The sequence below is a fragment of the Pseudarthrobacter sp. MDT3-1 genome (assembly GCF_054510755.1).
Map to the genome: position 1 here is coordinate 35,996 of NZ_JBTNDX010000022.1, position 17,352 is coordinate 53,347.

General features: G+C 64.9%; 18 protein-coding genes. 1 reads left to right on the forward strand and 17 read right to left on the reverse strand.

Translation table 11 applies throughout. The features are described from left to right. Positions 1-36 precede the first annotated feature (36 nt). Positions 37-1,299, forward strand: coding sequence for a PrsW family intramembrane metalloprotease (locus ACX80X_RS16005; protein ID WP_459312610.1), 1,263 nt, complete (start codon positions 37-39; stop codon positions 1,297-1,299). Between the two features lie 39 nt (positions 1,300-1,338). On the opposite strand, the gene ACX80X_RS16010 is transcribed toward ACX80X_RS16005, so the two are convergent. The 17 genes from ACX80X_RS16010 to ruvX all read right to left on the reverse strand — a co-directional run bounded on the left by ACX80X_RS16010 (position 1,339) and on the right by ruvX (position 17,349). Then, a complete protein-coding gene (locus ACX80X_RS16010) occupies positions 1,339-2,184 on the reverse strand; it encodes a triose-phosphate isomerase family protein (protein ID WP_459312612.1) in 846 nt (281 codons plus the stop codon). 9 nt (positions 2,185-2,193) lie between these two features. After that, positions 2,194-3,552 carry an MFS transporter gene (locus ACX80X_RS16015; protein ID WP_252598899.1) on the reverse strand — a complete coding sequence of 453 codons (1,359 nt, stop codon included), beginning with the start codon at positions 3,550-3,552 and terminating at the stop codon, positions 2,194-2,196. Between the two features lie 156 nt (positions 3,553-3,708). Further along, positions 3,709-4,476 (reverse strand): SDR family NAD(P)-dependent oxidoreductase, encoded by a 768-nt coding sequence (locus tag ACX80X_RS16020; RefSeq protein ID WP_252608002.1) that lies wholly within the window; start codon positions 4,474-4,476, stop codon positions 3,709-3,711. Between the two features lie 11 nt (positions 4,477-4,487). Continuing rightward, positions 4,488-5,456, reverse strand: coding sequence for a 3-hydroxyacyl-CoA dehydrogenase family protein (locus ACX80X_RS16025; RefSeq protein ID WP_252598901.1), 969 nt, complete (start codon positions 5,454-5,456; stop codon positions 4,488-4,490). A gap of 2 nt (positions 5,457-5,458) precedes the next feature. Continuing rightward, positions 5,459-5,941, reverse strand: coding sequence for a ribose-5-phosphate isomerase (locus ACX80X_RS16030; protein ID WP_252598902.1), 483 nt, complete (start codon positions 5,939-5,941; stop codon positions 5,459-5,461). Next, positions 5,938-7,728, reverse strand: a complete 1,791-nt coding sequence (locus tag ACX80X_RS16035; protein WP_459312615.1) for a dihydroxyacetone kinase family protein — start codon at positions 7,726-7,728, stop codon at positions 5,938-5,940. Before ACX80X_RS16035 ends, ACX80X_RS16030 begins: the two co-directional genes overlap by 4 nt. A 9-nt stretch (positions 7,729-7,737) precedes the next feature. Further along, positions 7,738-8,739, reverse strand: coding sequence for a sugar phosphate isomerase/epimerase family protein (locus ACX80X_RS16040; RefSeq protein ID WP_459312617.1), 1,002 nt, complete (start codon positions 8,737-8,739; stop codon positions 7,738-7,740). A 97-nt stretch (positions 8,740-8,836) separates the two neighbouring features. Continuing rightward, positions 8,837-9,571, reverse strand: a complete 735-nt coding sequence (locus ACX80X_RS16045; protein WP_252598905.1) for a GntR family transcriptional regulator — start codon at positions 9,569-9,571, stop codon at positions 8,837-8,839. Between the two features lie 127 nt (positions 9,572-9,698). Beyond that, entirely contained in the window at positions 9,699-10,109 is a 411-nt protein-coding gene (gene nusB / locus ACX80X_RS16050) for a transcription antitermination factor NusB (protein ID WP_056340263.1), read from the reverse strand. Next, positions 10,109-10,672: an elongation factor P gene (gene efp, locus ACX80X_RS16055; RefSeq protein WP_056340266.1), complete on the reverse strand. Its 564-nt coding sequence runs from the start codon at positions 10,670-10,672 to the stop codon at positions 10,109-10,111. Before efp ends, nusB begins: the two co-directional genes overlap by 1 nt. 177 nt (positions 10,673-10,849) lie before the next feature. Further along, complete coding sequence (locus ACX80X_RS16060; protein ID WP_252598906.1) at positions 10,850-11,368, reverse strand: tetratricopeptide repeat protein; 519 nt, start codon at positions 11,366-11,368, stop codon at positions 10,850-10,852. Further along, positions 11,368-12,459, reverse strand: coding sequence for a 3-dehydroquinate synthase (gene aroB / locus ACX80X_RS16065; protein ID WP_252598907.1), 1,092 nt, complete (start codon positions 12,457-12,459; stop codon positions 11,368-11,370). Before aroB ends, ACX80X_RS16060 begins: the two co-directional genes overlap by 1 nt. Continuing rightward, a complete protein-coding gene (locus ACX80X_RS16070; RefSeq protein WP_459312620.1) occupies positions 12,456-13,025 on the reverse strand; it encodes a shikimate kinase in 570 nt (189 codons plus the stop codon). Before ACX80X_RS16070 ends, aroB begins: the two co-directional genes overlap by 4 nt. Then, complete coding sequence (aroC, locus tag ACX80X_RS16075) at positions 13,025-14,224, reverse strand: chorismate synthase (protein ID WP_058932358.1); 1,200 nt, start codon at positions 14,222-14,224, stop codon at positions 13,025-13,027. The genes ACX80X_RS16070 and aroC overlap by 1 nt, the downstream gene beginning before the upstream one ends. Before the next feature lie 26 nt (positions 14,225-14,250). Then, positions 14,251-15,111 carry a shikimate dehydrogenase gene (locus tag ACX80X_RS16080; RefSeq protein ID WP_252598908.1) on the reverse strand — a complete coding sequence of 287 codons (861 nt, stop codon included), beginning with the start codon at positions 15,109-15,111 and terminating at the stop codon, positions 14,251-14,253. Beyond that, positions 15,108-16,694 carry an endolytic transglycosylase MltG gene (mltG, locus tag ACX80X_RS16085; protein WP_459312640.1) on the reverse strand — a complete coding sequence of 529 codons (1,587 nt, stop codon included), beginning with the start codon at positions 16,692-16,694 and terminating at the stop codon, positions 15,108-15,110. Before mltG ends, ACX80X_RS16080 begins: the two co-directional genes overlap by 4 nt. A gap of 43 nt (positions 16,695-16,737) precedes the next feature. Further along, the gene (gene ruvX / locus ACX80X_RS16090; protein WP_252598910.1) at positions 16,738-17,349 is read right to left on the reverse strand and encodes a Holliday junction resolvase RuvX; all 612 of its coding nucleotides are present in this window, start codon (positions 17,347-17,349) and stop codon (positions 16,738-16,740) included. Between the last annotated feature and the right edge of the window lie 3 nt (positions 17,350-17,352).

The window sequence follows — 17,352 nt, forward strand, 5'->3', positions numbered from 1 at the left end:
ATTACCACATCGGCAGGGGCATCATAGGCTTCCAGTATGTCCATGCACCCTCATCAGCCGGGTTCCGGCCAGGCCGGCGGGCCGGCCGGCCCACCGGATCCTTTCCCCACGCAGGCGAACCCCAGCTGGATGGGCCGGGTTGAACCGGAGTACTACCGGCCCGCGCCCGGAACCAACGCGGCCAGGCTGCCGCCGCTGGGGCCTCCGCAGGCAACCCTGGCTGGCCGCCGGCCCGCAGGCCTTCTGGCACTCACGGTGGGCGGCGCCGCCCTTGTTTTCCTGAGCCTGTTCCTGGTGGTGCCGTTCTTAGTGGCCAACATCGGCGTGGGCGGGTTCCTGGCAGGGTTTGTGCTGTCACTGATCCCGCTGTCCGCGGTGCTCCTTGCGGTTTATCTGATCGACCGGTGGGAACCGGAACCCAAGCGGCTCCTGGTCTTCGCGTTCACCTGGGGCGCTGCGGTGTCCATCGCGGTCACGCTGCTCATCCAGCCGTTCTTCGCCCTGACTTTCCAGTTCAGCGAGGTGGCTGACTTCCAGACGTTTATGGCCACCGTCCAGGCGCCTGTAGTGGAAGAGTTTGCGAAGTCCCTGGGCCTGCTGATGATCCTGCTGCTGGCGCGCAAACACTTCGACGGTCCGGTGGACGGCATAGTCTTCGCCTTCACCATCGCCGGCGGCTTCGCGTTCACCGAAAACATCCTCTACTTTGGCCGGGCCATCGCTGAATCCGCCAAACCGGGAACGGATCTGGCCCAGGTCTTCCTCCTCCGCGGCGTGATGTCACCCTTCGCCCATGCCATCTTCACGGGGTCCACCGGCCTCATCATGGGTTTCGCCGCCCGCCGCTGGCACTCCGGAGCCTCGGTGCTGGCCTTTGTCATCGGGCTGATCCCCGCGATGCTGCTGCATAACCGGTGGAACAGCATGGGCGCGGGGTTCCTGGCGGAATACATCCTGGTCCAGGTGCCCATCTTTGTGCTGGCCGTTGTGGGCATCGTCCTCCTCCGCGTCGCTGAAAACCGACTCACCCGCCAACGGCTGATGGAATACTCCGCGGCTGGCTGGTTCAGCCCCGCCGAGGTGGAACTGCTGGCCACCCCGCGCGGCCGGCGGACCGCCCTGCAGTGGGCGGCCGGCTACCACCGCCGCCCGCAGATGAAGGCGTTCCTCCACGCTGCCACCCAGCTCGCCTTCATCCGGCAGCGCATCCTCAGCGGCCGCGACGTCCGGCTGCACCAGATGGAGGAGCAGCAGCAGCTGCAGCGGATTCTGTCCCTGCGCGCCGCCGTCGCGGGCTGACTCGGGCGCCGTTCGGTTCCTCCTGTTCGGTTCCTCCGGCTAGGTTCCCCGGAGAGCCTCCTGCAAAGCCGTCATTGACAGTGCCTCATCAAGGACTTTGCCGAAGTTCGCCGCATCGTGGGCGAACCGGCCCAGGAAGAGCCCGGAGACGCCGTCGAGCGCGGGCAGCAGCCCTGGCCTGGCCGACCCGCCATAGATAACCGGCGGGTCCCCCAACGCGTCACCTGCCTCGTGCGAATGGGCAGACAGCAGCGTCCGCAGTGAACGCACCACGGCGGCGACGTAACCTGCATCGGCGGGCTCCGTTGCGCCAATGGCCCAGACCGGTTCGTAGGCGATCATGAGCCGGGATGCCAGGGCCCAGTCACCGCCGACCGCCTCGTCGATCTGCTGATGGACAAATGCAGCCGCTCCGCTGGCTCCGGTCCCGCTTTTTTCATTGCGTGTTTCCTCGCCCACGCATAGCAGCGGGGTGATGCCGGCGTCGTCGGCTGCCTTGACTTTCCGGGCGATCATGGTGTTCTCCTCGCCGAAGTGCCGCCGCCGTTCGGCGTGGCCGATCTCCACGAGGCTCACCCCAAGCTCGGCCAGAAGCGACGGCGACACCTCACCTGTCCACGGGCCGTCCGCCCAGCCGCAGTTCTGGGCCCCCAGCAGAAGCGGTGATCCTGAGATGACGCCACTGGCGGCCGGAAGGACCGGGAAGGAAGGGATCACAAACGGGACCACCCGCCCGGCCGCAAGGGCCGGACGGGAGTCCACTTCATGCTGTATGCGGGCGAGCCAGTCCAGGCAGTCCCGGTATCCCATGTACATCTTGGTGCTGACGCCGATGTAGAGGATCTCCGGGGTGCCGCTTCGGTCAACGCTGCTGCATTCAGTCATGGTGTCCGGTCACTTGTTATCGAGCAGATCGTCGGCCTTGTTGCGGAACCTCTTGGTGGCGTACATCATGATGGCCGCCAAGAACGGAAGGACACCCAGGGCGTACACGCCCATGGTGCCGGTGTCCGATGCGGTGACCTGGTTGACCGTGGTCCGCAGGATGGGGGCCACGAAACCGCCCAGGTTACCCAGCGAGTTGATCAGGCCGATGCCCGCAGCGGCCGCCGTTCCGGTGAGGAACGCCGTCGGGTAGGACCACGCGATGGGACCGATCGAGAGGAAGCTGCACACCGCGAGCGTGATGAAGATGATGCCCAGCGCCGGGAGGTGGTTGGAGCCCGCCCAGGCGGAGCCGAAGATGCACAGGCCGGTGGAGATAAACAGCCCGGTGCCCCAGACACGGCGGCGGACGATGGTGTTGGCCGCCTTGCCGATGAAGTAGCACGCGAAGATGCCGAAGAACCAGGGGATGGCGGCCAGCAGGCCCACTTCGATGCCCACCTTCTGGCCGGTGAGCTGTGCCACCTGCTGCGGCAGGTAGAACGTCACGCCGTAGACGGCGATCTGGAGGCAGAAGTAGATGGCGGTGAAGTACCAGACCTTGCGGTTCTTCATGGCGGCGAGGACACCGCGGGGGCCGTCCTTTTCCTTGACCCCGTCCTCGAGGGCCATAACGTCCAGCAGCGCCTTCTTCTCGTCCTTGTCCAGGAATTTCGCGTCTTGCGGGGTGTTGATGAGGAAGAAGTAGGCGGCAATACCGGCGAGTACTGCCAGCATGCCTTCAACGAAGAACATGACCTGCCAGCCGGCAACGCCGGGAACCTGGTCGCCGATGTTGATGAGCCACCCCGACAGCGGGGCGCCCATCATCTGGGAGAACGGCTGGGCCAGGTAGAAGATGGCGAACATCTTGACGCGGACCTTGTTGGGGAACCAGGCGGCCAGGAACATGATGACGCCCGGGAACAGGCCGGCCTCGGTCACGCCGAGCAGGAAGCGCAGGATGATGAAGGAGGTCTCGCCCTGGACGAAGGCGAAGCAGGCCGAGACGATGCCCCACGTGATGGCGATGCGGGCCAGCCACACCTTGGCGCCGAACTTGGTCAGCAGCAGGTTGGAAGGGATCTCGAACAAGGCGTAGCCGATGAAGAAGATACCGGCACCCAGGGCATATGCGCCGGCGGTGATGCCCCTGTCCACTTCAAGTGCTGCCTCGGCGAAGCCCACGTTGGTGCGGTCCAGGAAGGCCACGACGTACAGGATGACGAGCATCGGCATCAGCCGGAAGGAGGCTTTGGAGATCGCCGATTTGAGGACCGGTGAATCCAGTAACTCCTTGGTGGCATTTGTTCCAGTGGTGACAGTCATTCAAACTCCTCGTTGAGTAAGCAGGTGAGCAAATCAGTGGAAGGTGGAGCGGTTAGAGCGAGAATGCGATGAGTATTGCGCCGATCAGGCAGGCGAACACGCCCACGGCCAGGTAGATTCTGCGTTCCTTGGTCCAGGTGCCCATGGTGGTCCTTCCTAGTGCATGTAGAGTCCGCCATCCACGTTCAGTGTCTGGCCGGAGATGTATCCGGCGTCCTCGCTGATGAGGAAGGCGATGGCTGCTGCGATGTCGCGGGTGGATCCGACGCGGTTGACCACGAGGTCCTTGGTGAGTTCGTCTTTGCGTTCCTGGCTGAGGGTGCCGCCCATGATGTCCGTGTCGACGGGGCCGGGGGAAATGGCGTTCACCGTGATGTCGTACTCCCCCAACTCGCGGGCGGTGGCGCGGGTCAGGCCGATGACCCCTGCCTTGGCCGCGGAGTACGGCGTTTTGGAGAAGGTGCCGCCGCCGCGTTGGGCGGACACGGAAGAGATGTTCACGATGCGTCCGATCCGGTTCTTCGCCATGGATTCGGCGACGCGGCGGGTGGCGTAATGGACACCGTTGAGGTTGATGCTCATTACGCGGTCCCATTCAGCGGCGTCCAGTTCAAGATACGGAACAGGTGAGCTGACGCCGGCCACGTTGGCCAGTGCGACGACCTGCGGCAGCTCTGCTTCGATCGAGTCGATAGCTGCGCGGACGGAGGCTTCGTCGCCGACGTTGGCGCCGACGCCGTGGGCCTTCACGCCGTACTGGGCGGCGATTTCCTTGGCGGCGGCTTGGGACTGGGCGTCGTCCAGGTCGATGATGCCGATGTTCCAGCCCTGGGCGGCCAGGTAGCCGGCCGTGGCGCGGCCGATACCGCGTTCGGAGACGGCGCCCGTGATGATGGCGGTGCGTTCAGCAGGGAAAGTGGCCATGGAAATGCTCCTTAGTTGATGGGGGCCGGGCCGAGCTCGTCGATGAGCTTCTGCATGGCCACGTAGGCCCGGTTGCGGTAGGCGATGAGTTCCGGGGTGCGTTCGGCCGGGACGTTGAGGAAGCCCGCGCCGGACTTGGTGCCGAGTTTGCCCGCTTCCACCAGGTCACTCAGGATCTTGGGCGTGGCGAAGCGTTCCGGGAATTCGGTCTGCAGTGACTTGTAGCAGAAGTTGTACACGTCCAGGCCGGCCATGTCTGCGATGGCGAACGGACCGAAGAACGGCAGGCGGAAGCCGAAGGTGGTGCGGACCAGGGTGTCCACGTCCTCAGCGGTCGCGATTCCCTGCTCCACGAGCTGCGCGGCCTCGTGGAACAGGGCATACTGCAGGCGGTTCAGGACAAATCCGGTGACGTCTTTGACCACCGCGGTCTGCTTGTTGGCGGCATGGACCAGATCCCGGACGGCGCCGATGGTGGCGGCCGAAGTGCCTGCATGCGGGATGATCTCCACGCCAGGGATAAACGGGGACGGGTTCGAGAAGTGCACGCCCAGGAAGCGCTCCGGGTTGGCGACCGGCTCGGACAGCTCCGCGATGGAGATGGTTGACGTGTTGGAGCCGATGACGGCATCGGCCCGGGCAGCGGCGCTGATCCGTGCCAGTGTCTGGTGCTTGATGGCGATGACTTCGGGTACGGCTTCTTCGATGAAGTCGGCACCCGCCACGGCTTCCTCGATGTCCTTGGCGACCCAGAGGTTCTGCTTGAGGATGGCGGTGGAACCCTCGGGGAACAGACCGTCGGCGACGAACTGGTCGGATTCGGCCAGCAGCCGGTCATAGTTCTTCTGCGCCACCTCGGCGGAGACGTCGGCCAGGGCGACGCGGGCTCCGCCCAGTGCCAGGACCTGGGCAATGCCGCCGCCCATGTAGCCCGATCCGACGACGGCGATCTTGCGTGAGCTGTTAGGTGTTGTGGTCATGATCAGACTGCCTTCGTGTATGCGGGCTCATAGGAGCAGATGGCGTCGACCTTGCCGGCGGACGCTGAACTTTCATCAAAGCGGTACTCGAGCCACTCGCCCACGAGCTTCTTGGCGAGCTCCAGGCCGATGACCCGCTGGCCCAGCGTGAGGACCTGTGCATTGTTGCTGAGGACGGAGCGCTCCACGGAATAGCTGTCGTGGGCCGTCACCGCACGGATTCCGGGTACCTTGTTGGCCGCGATGGCAACTCCCAGTCCCGTTCCGCAGATGAGGAGTGCGCGGTCCGCTTCGCCTTCCGCCACTTTACGGGCGGCATTAACCGCGACGTGCGGATAGGCGGTGGCATCGTTGGCCCCAACGCCGATGTCCAGCACGGCGGCAACGCGGCTGTCTGCCGTGAGCAGCGCCTTCAGTGCTTCCTTGTACTCGACGCCGGCCTCATCGTTGCCGATGACGATGCGCCAACCTGCGTGGGTGTTCATGCTGTTGCTCCTTTTCCGGCCGCGTAAGCCAGTTCAGACTGAACCAACCCTGGCTCCGTGAAGTTTGGCTCCGCCAGGCCAGAGTGGATGTATGCGGCAATCCGTTCGGCGATCAGTCCAAAGGAGACCGCGCCGGGGTCGGGGTGCCCGAGGCTCTTTTCGGCCAGCGGACGGGCGCGGCCCTTGAGCGGGCGCAGTTCCGCCGTTTTGGCAGCCGCCGCCCGGGCAGCGACTGCGGCTGCGGTGAGAGACCCTGCGAGGGAGTTGCCGCCGTCGGACTCCCGGAGGAACGCCTCCCGGAAGGGCAAGAGTGCGTCCACCATGGTCTTGTCGCCCGGCTCGGCCTTGCCGAGCTCGGTAATGGCGCCCACCAATGCGGTCACGGCGGCGATCGCGTCCTCAATGGTGTAGCTTTCCCGGTTGCCCAGGGCAAGTCCAGACGCGATGATTGCAGATCCCCACAGTGCGCCTGAGGTGCCGCCCGCGCGTTCGCTCCAGGCTTCTCCGGCTGCTTCAAGCACGCGTCCCACCGACGCGCCGGACTCCGCGGCCTGTGCCGCGGCGTCGGTTGCTGCCTCCACGCCGCGGCGCATGCCGATGCCGTGGTCGCCGTCGCCGGCTATGGCGTCCAGGTTGCCCAGTTCCTCTTCGTGTTCGACGACGACTTCCCGCACTTGGGCGAGCACGGCGGCTGCCAGCCGGCCCAGGTCCGCTGCTGCCGCCGTCGTTTCTTCCACTTCGCCGGCGACGGCGTCTTCCGGTCCGGTCAGCTGGCGGCGGGCACGCGGAGCCAGGTTGCCCTTGCGGTAGGCCGGTGAGTCTGCTGGCGCGGCCCAGTAGCGTTCGAGTTCCTCATCCAGCCAGAACAGCGTGAGGGATAGCCCGGACATGTCCAGGCTCGTGACCAACTCGCCGCATTCCGGTTCCACCACGGTCAGTCCGGCGTTGACGAGGAGTCTCTCGATCTTGCCGAACAGGAGGAAAAGTTCGTCGTACTTGACGGTACCGAGGCCGTTGACGATGGCCACCACGCGGCTTCCGCGGTGATCCGGAGTGTCCGCGAGGAGGCGCGAGACCAGCAGTTCGGCGAGTTCGGACGCCGTGGGCATGGGATGTTCCGAGATGCCCGGTTCCCCGTGGATGCCCAGGCCCAGGGACATCTGGCCTGCCGGGACGTGGAAGAGCGGTTCGCTGGCGCCGGGCAGGGTGCAGCCGTCGAAGGCCACGCCGAGCGAACGCGTTCGGTGGTTGGTCTTGAGGGCCAAGCGCTCGACGTCGTCAAGGTTCAGTCCCGCTTCGGCGGCGGCACCGGCGATCTTGAACACCGTGAGGTCGCCGGCGATGCCGCGGCGCTTCCCGATCTGGTCGGTCGGTGCACTGGCGATGTCGTCCGTGACGGTGACCGTGCGGGTCTCGATGCCCTCTGCGTTCAGGCGCAGCTGCGCCTGACCGAAGTGAAGGACGTCGCCCGCATAGTTGCCGTAGCTCAGCAGCACTCCCCCGCCGGCATTTGCCTCTTTGGCCACCCGGTAAATCTGCCCGGCAGCCGGCGAAGCGAACATGTTGCCGCAGGCCGAGGCCGTCGCCAGCCCTGGACCCACGAGTCCGGCGAAAGCCGGGTAGTGACCGGAGCCGCCGCCTACCACCAGGGCAACCTGGCCGGCGGGGACTTCGGTTGACCGGACCACTCCGCCATCAACGCGTGCAACGTAACCGCGGTTGGCGGCGACGAAGCCGTCCAGTGCATCGTCCGCAAAGTCTGCGGGGTTGTCGAAGATTTGTGTCATGGCTTTTCCTTAGACGCCAGCGAATTCCGCGGCGGGCAGTTGCCGGCCCTGGGCAACCTGGCTCTGGCCCAGCGCATAGCCATCGGTCTTGGGCAGGATGTGGCGGCGTAGGTACTCCTGGTTGCTGGCCGTAACGCTGAGTCCGTCTCCGCCGTAGTGTTCGGTGCAGAGGATGCCCTGGAAGCCTACGGACAGTGCAACCTTGAAGGCTTCGCGGTAGTTGATGAGGCCGCTCTCCATCGGGGCGGGCACGGTGATGTAGCTGTCCCGCGCCACGTCCTCGTCCCGGATGTAGTTCTTCATGTGCCAGTAGTTCGAGTACGGCATGGTCTTGGCTACCATTTCGCGCCAGTCCTCGATGGGCCGGTGCAGCCGGATCAGGTTGCCGAGGTCCGGGTTGAGCCCAACATTGGCCAGGCCGATGTCCTGCACCAGCTGTATCGAGGAGTCCGCCGTGCCGAGGTAGGTATCCTCGTACATCTCCAGGGAGAGCAGGACACCGGCGTCTGCTGCGTGCTGGCCCAGCTCACGGATGCGGGAGACTGCCTTGCCCCACACTTCCTTGTCCCCCACCGGGTCCTTGTAGCCCTCAACGGTCCAGAACCACAGCTGCTTCTGCTGCTCCGGGGTAATGGCTTGGTGCAGTCCGAAGGAGACTACTTCGCAGCCGAGCTCGGCGGCTGCGTCGATGGTCCGGTGGCTGTAGGCGAGGTTGTCGGCCCAGTCCGTCTGGTGGATCACGCTGCGGCGGATGGCGGAAATGACCGGGATCCCGATGCCCACATTGTCTGCAGTCTGCTTGAACTCGGCGAGCCGCTCCTTGCTCAGATCGCCGGGACGGACCCAGCTGTCGGTCAGGTCAGCGTTGGCGAAGCCGGCTTCCTTGACCTCGGTCAGGACTTCCGCCCAACTGGACGCATCGGCGTCGTTGATCTGCATTCCCTTGCCGTCAGTTCCCGGAAACTGCAGCAGTGCTGCGGTGATGGGCCAATTCTCAGCTGTGTAAGCCACGATGCTTCACTCCCTCGTAATCCTCTTTCCTATAGGATCTACTATCAAAAAAGAGTTGTCAAGATCACATCCCTGAGTGGGCCCCGCCCAGCCGGGATTAGCTTTCCGGGGCGTCGGCAATGGCCCGGGAACGGACCTTGCGGATGTGGTCCGCCATGGCTGCGGCTGCTTTGTCGGGATCGCCCGTGGTAACGGCAGCCAGGACTGCCTCGTGTTCCGCGATGGCGTGCTCGGCATCCGTAATGCCCACGCCGCCGAAGAGCCGGAACCGTTGGACCTGTCCCCCGAGGGCTGAGTAGGCGGCCTCCATAAACTGGTTTCCGGTTTGCCGCGCAATCAGCTGGTGGAACCTCTCGTCCGCCTCGAGGTAGTCCTTGAACTCGGCAAACGAAGGTCCCCGAGGTGCGGATTTCAGGTCCTCGACGGCCTTCCCGAGCTCGGCCAGGCCATGCTGGTTGATGCGTTCACAGGCCAGCCGGGCGTTGACGGGCTCGATTGCCAACCGCGCCTCCATCAGCTCCGCAAAATCCTCCTGCGTAAAAACGGGAGCCACGCGGTAGCCTTTCAGCGCCACCCTCCGGACCATTCCGGTGTGCTCAAGCCGTGCAAGGGCCTCGCGGACCGGAGTGGGAGAAACGTCCAGTTCGCGGGCCGTCCCGTCAATGCTGACCACGGCTCCGGGCGCCAGCCGGCCATCCATAAGGGAGGCCAGGAGTTCCGCGTAAACGTGGTCCGCCAGCACCTCGCGGCTGACCGCGCGGCCGGTCCTGCGGGGGCCGGTCTGGTCATCTGTGCTGCTGCCGGCGCGTGGGCCTGTGGACGCGTTTTGCATAGTCAGATCCTATAGGAAGCGCCGGTCAGCGATCGTTTCCGGGTACGCAAAGAGCCCCGGCCAGGTGGACCTGGCCGGGGCTCTTCACGACGCCGTGCGCGGGCTCTTTACCCGCCGCCGTAGCAGCTCAGGCCAAGAGGGAGGGCTTCAGCTGCTGCAGCCGGCCCAGGAGGCCGTTGATGAACGACGGCGATTCATCCGTTGAGAGCGTCTTGGACAGTGCCACTGCCTCACTGACCGCGACACCGTCGGGAACGTCGTCGTTGTACAGCAGTTCCCAGGTGCCGATCCGCAGGATGATGCGGTCCACCGAAGGCATACGTTCCAGGGTCCAGCCCTGGGAATAGGTCTCGAGGAATTCGTCGATGGCGGTCTGCTGTGAGACGACGCCTTCCACGATTTCCAGGGTGTACGGGTTCACGATCTGGTCTGTCAGTTCGCGCCGGGACCTGAGTACATCGAAGGCGGAAACCGAGCGCTGCTCGGCCTCGAAGAGGACATCCAGTGCCCTGTTACGGGCCTTACCGCGTGCGCTCACTACTCGCTGACCCGGCCGAGGTAGCTGCCGTCGCGAGTATCAACCTTGACCTTGGTGTTGTTCTCGACGAACAACGGAACCTGGATCTCGTAGCCGGTTTCCAGCGTTGCGGGCTTGGTGCCAGCCGAGGAGCGGTCGCCCTGCAGGCCAGGCTCGGTGTAGGTGATCTCGAGGACAACGCTGGGCGGAAGTTCGATGTAGAGCGGGTTGCCTTCGTGGATGGCGATGTTGACCATCTGGTTCTCCAGCATGAAGTTGGTGGCGTCACCAACAGTGGCGCCGGAGACAGTGAGCTGGTCGAAGTCCGAGGTGTCCATAAACACGAAGTCGGCGCCGTCCTGGTACAGGTACTGGTAGTCCCGGCGGTCAACCGTGGCGGTTTCGATCTTAAGGCCGGCGTTGAACGTCTTGTCTACAACTTTGCCGGACATCACGTTCCGCATCTTGGTCCGCACAAACGCGCCACCTTTGCCGGGCTTGACGTGCTGGAATTCAATGATGTTCCAGAGCTGGCCCTCGAGCTTCAGGACCGTTCCGTTCTTGATGTCGTTAGTGGTTGCCACTGGTATCCTCTGGTTTCTATCTGTCTGGTCAGTTGTCAGACGTTCTATGCCGGCCAGGCAAGCCGAACGGCCCGCCAGCGCGTGTTTATCAAAAATCCAAGAACCATTCTACCGGTAAAACCCGGGCGGCTTGCGTCCGGGCCTCCCGGCCACCCACCTCAGAACCGGATAGGCGTGTCAGCAGGCGAGATCCAGGACGTCGCGGGCCCGCTGAAGGGCAACGGTGGACGAGTAGATCTGCGCGGCATCAGCCGATTGCGCAACCCGAAGATCCAGTGCCCGGGCAAAGGCTTCTACCGCGGCGGACGTGTGTCCGGCGGCGTACTGGGTCTTGCCCAGGTATTGCAGTACCAGTGCTTCACGGTCAGTCCCTTGGAACTCAGCGAGTAACTGCCTGAACAAATCAAGGGCGCGGTCGGTGCGGTGGGAGACACGCAGTACCTCGGCCTCGAACGTGCGGAGCCGGAAGGACTCAGGGTCCTTGAAGCGGGCCTCCGCGAGCAGTTCGGCCGCCTCCGCAGCATGCCCTTCCACGATCAGGACGAAAATCTGGTCTGACGGGTCCGCGGACGCCGCCAGGGCCGCGCGGCAGGCGTTCTCGTTGACGATCTCCGGCAGCAGGGAGACCGGGTTGATCCGGATTCCGGGGAAGCCAGCCTCGGGCCAGTCGCTGGTGCCCGCCACGTCGCCCTGCATCAGGAGGCGATTTCCTGGTAGGCCGCGAAGAGCAGGGACGTGTCCGGGACATCCAGGATGCCCGGCTTGGCGATGCCGTCCAGAACCACAAAGCGCAGGAGGTCCCCGCGTGATTTCTTGTCGCGCCGCATGCCGTCCAGCAGTCCCTGCCAGCGGTCTCGCCGGTATGTGACCGGGAGGCCCAGTGTTTCCAGGATGCTGCGGTGGCGGTCGGCGTCCACGTCGCTGAGCCGGCCAACGCTGCGGGCAAGTTCAGCGGCGAACATCATGCCCACCGATACTGCCGCGCCGTGCCGCCAGGAGTACCGCTCCACCAGTTCAATGGCGTGGGCCAAGGTGTGGCCGTAGTTAAGAATTTCGCGCAGCCCGGATTCCTTGAGGTCTTCCGAAACCACTTTGGCCTTGACCGCGATAGCGCGTTCGATAAGTTCGCGCAGGGCGTCCGATCCGGGGTCGGTGGCCGCCGCCGGGTCCTTTTCGATCAGGTCAAGGATGGCCGGATCTGCGATGAAGCCGCACTTGATGACTTCAGCCATCCCGGAAATGATTTCATTCCTGGGCAACGTGTAAAGGGTGTCCAGGTCCACCAGCACTCCGGCCGGGGGGTGGAAGGAGCCCACCAGGTTCTTGCCCTCAGCCGTGTTGATGCCGGTCTTTCCACCCACGGAAGCATCCACCATGCCCAGCAGGCTGGTGGGCATGTGGATGACCTTCACGCCGCGAAGCCAGGTAGCCGCCACAAAACCGGCCAGGTCGGTGACGGCCCCGCCGCCCACTGCCACGATGGCGTCCGAGCGCGTGAAATCGTTCTGGCCCAGGACCTGCCAACAGAAAGCGGCGACCTGGATGTGTTTGCCTTCTTCGGCGTCCGGGATTTCCGCGGTCAGCGAGGTGAAACCCGCTGCAGCCAGCTCATCGCGGACCGTGTCACCGGTGAGCCGCAACGCACGGGGATGGATGACCAGCACACGCCGGACCCGCTCCCCCAGCAACGCCGGAAGGTTCCCCAGCAGACCGCGGCCAACTACGACGTCGTAATTCTGCCCAGCGGATTCGCCGGTGACCTTGATGACTGTTGAATCGACGCTCAATTTTCAACTTCCTGTTTGGCGGCCGCGTAGTCACGCAGCGCAACTTCGAGCCGGTGTCCCAGCTCGCTGACCGAGCCCTGGCGGACATCCACCACAAGGTTGGCCAGCCGTTCGTAAACGGGTTTCCTGGTAATAAACAGAGCGGACCATCGGGCCATGGCATCGCCGGCGAGTAGCGGCCGACCCGAGTTCCGGGCGATGCGGCTGGCCACGGTTTCCTCATCACATTCGAGGTACACCACAGTGCAGCGGCCCAGGAGCTGCTGCGTGCCGGAATCCAGCACGGCGCCGCCACCCAAGGAAATCACGCTGGCCGCGCTTTCTGCATGCTCCACCGCGCTGGCAACGGTCCGGGCCTCGATCTCCCGGAACGCGTGCTCGCCGCGGCCGGCAAAAATGGAGGCGATGCTGCCATGGGCTTCCTCGATCAGGTTGTCCGTATCGACGAAGGGCACGTCCAGCAGCTTGGCCAGCTCGTGGCCGATCGCGGACTTTCCCACCGCCATGGGTCCGATGAGGACAATGGGCCGGTCGCCAGGCACACCGGCCTTACGGCTCCTTGGCACTAGTGGCCGATCGAGTCCAGGGATGCCGGAATGTTGTCCAGGTAACCCTTGATGTTGCGGGCGGTCTCCGCCACGGAGTCACCGCCGAACTTTTCGGTGACGGCTTCCGCCAGAACCAGCGCAACCATCGCCTCGGCCACCACGCCGGCAGCCGGCACGGCACAGACGTCGGAGCGCTGGTGGTGCGCCTTGGCAGGCTCCCCCGTGCTGACGTCAACCGTGCGAAGGGCGCGGGGCACCGTGGCGATGGGCTTCATGGCCGCTCGCACGCGCAGGACGTCGCCGATGCTCATGCCGCCTTCAATGCCGCCGGCCCGGTTGCTGGTCCGGATGATCTTGCCGTCCGCGTCCTTGACGATTTCATCGTGGGCAGCGGAGCCGCGGCGCGCAGCTGTCAGGAAACCGTCGCCAACTTCCACGCCCTTGATGGCCTGGATGCCCATCAGGGCGGCGGCGAGGCGCGAATCAAGCCTGCGGTCCCAGTGGACATAGCTGCCCAGTCCCGGCGGCAGTCCGTACGCGAGGACCTCCACCACACCGCCCAGGGTTTCGCCTTCCTTGTGGGCGGCGTCAACCTCGGCCACCATGGCGTCTGAGGTCTCGCGGTCAAAACAGCGCAAAGGATCGGCGTCGAGCGCAATCACGTTGGCTGGAACGGGCAGCGGACGGCCCTCGGGCACGGTCACACTGGCGATGGAGACGGTGTGGCTGACCAGTTCGATGCCGAGCGCCTTGAGGAACTGGGACGCCACAGTGCCCATGGCGACCCGCGTGGCGGTCTCCCGGGCGCTAGCGCGTTCCAGGACGGGCCGGGCCTCGGTGAACCCGTACTTCTGCATCCCGGTGAAGTCTGCGTGGCCCGGACGGGGCCGGGTCAGCGGTGCGTTGCGGGCCTGGTCCGCCAGGATTTCCGGATCCACCGGATCGGCAGCCATGATCTGCTCCCACTTGGGCCATTCGGTGTTGGCGACCTGGACGGCCACCGGGCCGCCCTGGGTCAGGCCGTGGCGGACGCCGCCGAGAATGGTCACGACGTCCTGCTCGAACTTCATCCGGGCGCCCCGGCCGTAGCCAAGGCGGCGGCGTGCCAATGAATCGGCGATCTGCCCGCTGGTGAGTTCAACACCGGCGGGGACGCCTTCAATAATTCCCATCAGGGCCGGACCATGGGATTCACCGGCAGTCAACCAACGCAACATAATTTCCATCCTGCCACGTATGGCGGTCAGAACGCCCGTCGGGGAAGGCCGACTGAGTCGCACATCACATCTATGACAGACGCATTAACGTCGTCACCGCGGCCGGTGAACAGGCGAACCTGTTCCACCGCCTGGTACAACAACATTTCGAGCCCGGGCACCACCGCACCGCCGCCGGACTGCCACGCCGACGCAATCTGGCTGGGCCACGGATCATAGGCCACGTCCAGGAGGACACCGGGTGTTCCGGTTCCCAACGCGGCGATCTCCGCCGCCAGCCCGTCCGCTGCGCGCGGCGGGAGCGTGGAAATTACGACGTCGGCACTTGCGGTCGGAACGGCGGCTTCGGTCAGCGGCCGGACGGCTATGGAAAGGCCTACTCCGGCCGCGGCGGCGCGTGCTTCGTCGGCCCGGGACGTATCCCGGACGAACACCTGGGCGTGCTGCGTGCCCAGATCCTTCAGCGCGGCCACTGCGGCTGCGGCTGTACCGCCGCCGCCCAGCACCACCGCGGCGGGGCTGGCCGCCACTCCGGCGTTAAGGACAGCGTTGACGATGCCGGCGACGTCGGTGTTGTAGCCGATGCGCCTGACGGAACCCAGGTCTTCCTCGAAGGCGACGGTGTTGACCACGCCCAGCGTCCGTGCCACGCCGCGGACTTCGTCCACCTCGGCAAACATGCCTGATTTCAGGGGCATGGTGACTGAGAGTCCACGCCAGCCCTGCTGCGTCCTGACCTGTTCCATAAAGGCGGGCAGAGCCTGCTCGGTCAGGTCCAGGGCCGTGTAGGCGATGTCCATCCCGAGTTTGCCGTAGGCCGCCAGGTGCAGGGCCGGGGACTTGGAGTGGCTGATCGGATGGCCCAGGACGGCGGCCCGGAGACTCATGTGCAGCGGCCCACGTTGGCCTGGCACCAGGTGTTGTACTGGTTGACGTAGACGTTGTGTTCGTCGAGCGTCTTGGAGAACTTTGTCTCCTTCGTGTCCAGGTTGATGGTTACCCAGTACAGGTAGTCGTTGGTTTTGGGCTTCGCCGCCGCATCGATGGCGGTCTTGCCCGGGGAGCCGATGGGGCCCGGCGGCAGGCCCGGGTTGGCGTAGGTGTTGTACAGGTTGGATTTGTCCCGGCGCTCTTCATCGGTGAAGTTGAAGCTCTTGGTGCCCAGCCCGTACGTCACGGCAGAATCCACCTGCAAATATCCGGAGGTCTGGTCATTCGGCTTGAGGCGGTTGTAGATGGCCCCGGCAACGTCGCCGTACTCAGCCTGTCCGCCCTCAGCCTGGACAATGCTCGCCACGATCACAGCTTCATACTGCTTCGCCGGATCGGAGATGCCCTGTGCCACCAGTTCGTCCGTGGTTACTTTCACCAGCGACTGGAGGATGTCCTTGGCCGGTGTGCCAAGCGGGAAGCGATACTCCCCCGGAGCGAGGAAACCCTCAAGGTTTTTGGCGTTGGCTGGGAGCCCAAACTGCGCGGGAGCGTTGCTGAGCTCCTTCAGTTGCTGCAGCGACACACCGGAGCCTTCTGAGATGGCCTGAAGCGACTCGCCGACCCTGAGACCGGCACTCAAAGCGAAGTAGATGACCTTGCTCTTGTCGGTGCCGAGCAGGACGCTGACGGCGTCGGAGTTTTTCATTTCCATCTTGAACGCGTAGTCCCCCGGCGACAGCGTTCCGCCGGAAGAAGCAAATGCCTGCATGAAAGTGTCAGCATTTGCCACAACTTTCCCGCTTTCCAGTCTGGTGGCCACGGAGCGCGTACCTTCACCTGGCTGGACCGAAACTATGACTTCGCCCGTGCCGGGGCCGGGGTAGTCGGCCGCTTTATCGTTTCCCAGCAGGGGCTTCAGGAACTGCGCGCCCACGGCGATCGCTGCCACGAAGACCACAAGTGTCAGGAACAGGGCCAGGAGGCGGCGCCGGCGCCGCACCTTCTTGGAGGGCTTCGCCACTACGGGAAGCGCGACTGCGCCAGCGAACAGGCCGGTGTCGGGGTGGTGATCATCAAGGTAGTGGTCATCGGCATGGTGATCATCGTGGTGGCCTGCATCGTGGTGTTCTTCGTCCGGATAGTGGTGCCCGGCGTCATGGAGCGCTTCGTCAGGGTGGTGGTGCCCGGCGTCGTGCGCTTCATGAAAGTGCTGGTCTTCGGGGTGGTATTCCTGAACCTGGGCTTCGTCCGGCTGGTGGTCTGCGGCCGGACCGGCGTCCTGGATGGAAGGCGGCGTTTCCGGGACTGTGGGGACGGCCGGCTGCGGCTCCGGATCCGGTTCAGGCGCCTGAACCGGTTCGGCCGCCTGGACCGGAACGGGGGCAGGCGCAGGAGCGGGGGCAGGAGCGGGGGCAGCTTCGGGAACAGGAGCCGTGACAGGTGGGGGCGCATCCTGCCCCGTTTCGTAGGCCTGCTCGGGAACCACATCGCTGCCTCCCGTGTGCTTCTCCAGGGCGCGGAGCTCTTTTCGGGTCAGCGGCCTGGCGCCATCGTTGCTCGTGGCGCCTGAGGCGTCGTCGTTACTGGACGGGCTCACTGTAGCCTTCCGTGTTCTGAGATCGGGTCGTGCCTTCCGGGGCCGCATGCTCGGGCTGGACTGCCGAACCTGCTCCGGATGGCCGAGTACGGGGCGGCGCAGTCACGCGGCTGCCAACGTCCGTTCCCCTGGCTTTTTGCATGTCGATGGCGTGCTGGAGGATGCCTGCCGCCGCGACCTGATCCACCACTTTACGGTGGTTCCGGCTGCTCATGCCAGCTTCGTGCAGGTTACGGTGCGCCGTAACACTGCTCAGGCGCTCGTCGACCAGGTTGACCGGAACATCCATTCCCCGGGCAACGAACTCCGCGACCAGCAGTTCGGCGTAGTCGGTGGCCATCCTGGCAGAGGCGTGTTCCTCGCCCTTCATGGTGCGTGGCAGCCCCACGAAGACCTGGACGGCGCCCAGTTCCCCAGCGAGGGACGCGATGACACGCACGTCGGAATTCTTCTTGGCGTTGCGGTCCAGGGTCTTGTGCGGAGTGGCCAGGATTTCGTCCCGGTCGCAGAGGGCCACGCCCACGCGGACGGTGCCGACGTCTACCCCCAGTTTGATGCCCTGGGGGTAGCCGGCGGCGCCAGCGGATTCTGTCACGGG

Excerpts from the sequence above, each read along its gene's own strand:
- ACX80X_RS16005 (WP_459312610.1), top strand. The coding sequence starts at position 37 with ATGTCCATGCACCCTCATCAGCCGGGTTCCGGCCAGGCCGGCGGGCCG.
- ACX80X_RS16080 (WP_252598908.1), bottom strand. The coding sequence starts at position 15,111 with ATGAGTCTCCGGGCCGCCGTCCTGGGCCATCCGATCAGCCACTCCAAG.
- ACX80X_RS16035 (WP_459312615.1), bottom strand. The coding sequence starts at position 7,728 with ATGACACAAATCTTCGACAACCCCGCAGACTTTGCGGACGATGCACTG.
- ACX80X_RS16015 (WP_252598899.1), bottom strand. The coding sequence starts at position 3,552 with ATGACTGTCACCACTGGAACAAATGCCACCAAGGAGTTACTGGATTCA.
- aroC (WP_058932358.1), bottom strand. The coding sequence starts at position 14,224 with ATGTTGCGTTGGTTGACTGCCGGTGAATCCCATGGTCCGGCCCTGATG.
- ACX80X_RS16025 (WP_252598901.1), bottom strand. The coding sequence starts at position 5,456 with ATGACCACAACACCTAACAGCTCACGCAAGATCGCCGTCGTCGGATCG.
- ACX80X_RS16060 (WP_252598906.1), bottom strand. The coding sequence starts at position 11,368 with ATGCAGGGCGACGTGGCGGGCACCAGCGACTGGCCCGAGGCTGGCTTC.
- ACX80X_RS16030 (WP_252598902.1), bottom strand. The coding sequence starts at position 5,941 with ATGAACACCCACGCAGGTTGGCGCATCGTCATCGGCAACGATGAGGCC.
- ACX80X_RS16020 (WP_252608002.1), bottom strand. The coding sequence starts at position 4,476 with ATGGCCACTTTCCCTGCTGAACGCACCGCCATCATCACGGGCGCCGTC.
- ACX80X_RS16010 (WP_459312612.1), bottom strand. The coding sequence starts at position 2,184 with ATGACTGAATGCAGCAGCGTTGACCGAAGCGGCACCCCGGAGATCCTC.
- ACX80X_RS16045 (WP_252598905.1), bottom strand. The coding sequence starts at position 9,571 with ATGCAAAACGCGTCCACAGGCCCACGCGCCGGCAGCAGCACAGATGAC.